Genomic DNA, 1,062 nt, shown 5'->3' with positions numbered 1-1,062 from the left:
CTCCGGGGCCGAGCGCCGTGCGCGGTGGCGGGTTGAGGAGCGGGGAGCCGTCCGGGCGTACGAGGCCGACGACGCACGCGTCCGCGCAGGCCGCCCTCAGCTCGGCGAAGGTCCGCCCCACGAGGCCGGGCACGCGGTGGACGTGCAGCTCGGCGCCGGCGAAGTCGAGCAGGTCCTCCAGGACACGGGACAGTCCGGGTTCGACGAGGCACTGGACGATGATCCGGGCCGTGATGCCGTCGACGTCGAGGACGACCGCGCCGGGTCCCGCGGCGAGCCGGGCGGTGGGGACGTTCCGGGTCTGCCGGACGGCGGCGACGACCCGTACGGCGCGGGCGTCGCCGACCACGGCCCGGAGGGCGAGCAGCGTCTTGACGACCTGGGTGTCGGCCTCGGGGGCGTCCGGCGGAAGCACGACGATCGCCGCGGCGGCGGCCGGGCTGACCCGGGCGAGGGCCGCCGGGTCGGCGGGGCGGCCCCGACGGCAGAGCAGCCGGACGCGTCGGCCTCCGGCGGCGACGAGCAGAGGCCTCAGCTCGCGTTCCATGTCGAGTTTGTCGCGGTCGGCGAGGACCACGACCGCGGTGTTCCGTCGCTGCGCGTGGGCGGCGAGCAGCTCGGCGACGAGCGTCGGGGTCTGTTCCGACCAGCCGAGGACGAGCGAGTGACCGCGCTCGACGACCGTCGACTGTCCGCGCTGGAGCTCGGTCAGCCGGTCGGTGATCGCCGTGGTGACGAGGCCGACGAGGGTGGAGACGTAGAGCAGGGAGACGAGGGCCAGCAGGACGGAGAGGCCGATCCGCAGGGGCGGGCCGACCTCGCCGCCGAGTCGGAGGGTCTGGCCGACCGTCCGCCAGACGGTCTCCACCTTCCCCCGGAGGGTGTCGGGAGCATGGCTGTCGGTCCAGACGAGGAGGGCGCTGGCGGGGGCGACGACGGCCAGGCAGACCAGCGCGAGCCAGCCCGCGACGGCGGTCATGCCCTTCACCACGGTCCGGTCCACCCAGTAGCGGGTACGGTCCCGCCACAGGGGTTCGGACGGGTGGCCGGTCGGGCCCGGGG

The 1,062-nt window shown here is 75.6% G+C and carries 1 protein-coding gene; it reads right to left on the bottom strand.

Annotated features, from left to right (window positions below):
• The coding region (locus EAO70_RS35935; protein ID WP_410091596.1) for a CASTOR/POLLUX-related putative ion channel at positions 1-1,003 on the bottom strand (1,003 nt) is incomplete at its 3' end.
• Positions 1,004-1,062 lie beyond the last annotated feature (59 nt).

Source organism: Streptomyces sp. adm13(2018) (assembly GCF_008042145.1).
Lineage (GTDB): Bacteria > Actinomycetota > Actinomycetes > Streptomycetales > Streptomycetaceae > Streptomyces.
The sequence above is the reverse complement of the archived record's forward strand: the minus strand, read 5'-3'. Positions and strand labels throughout refer to the sequence as shown.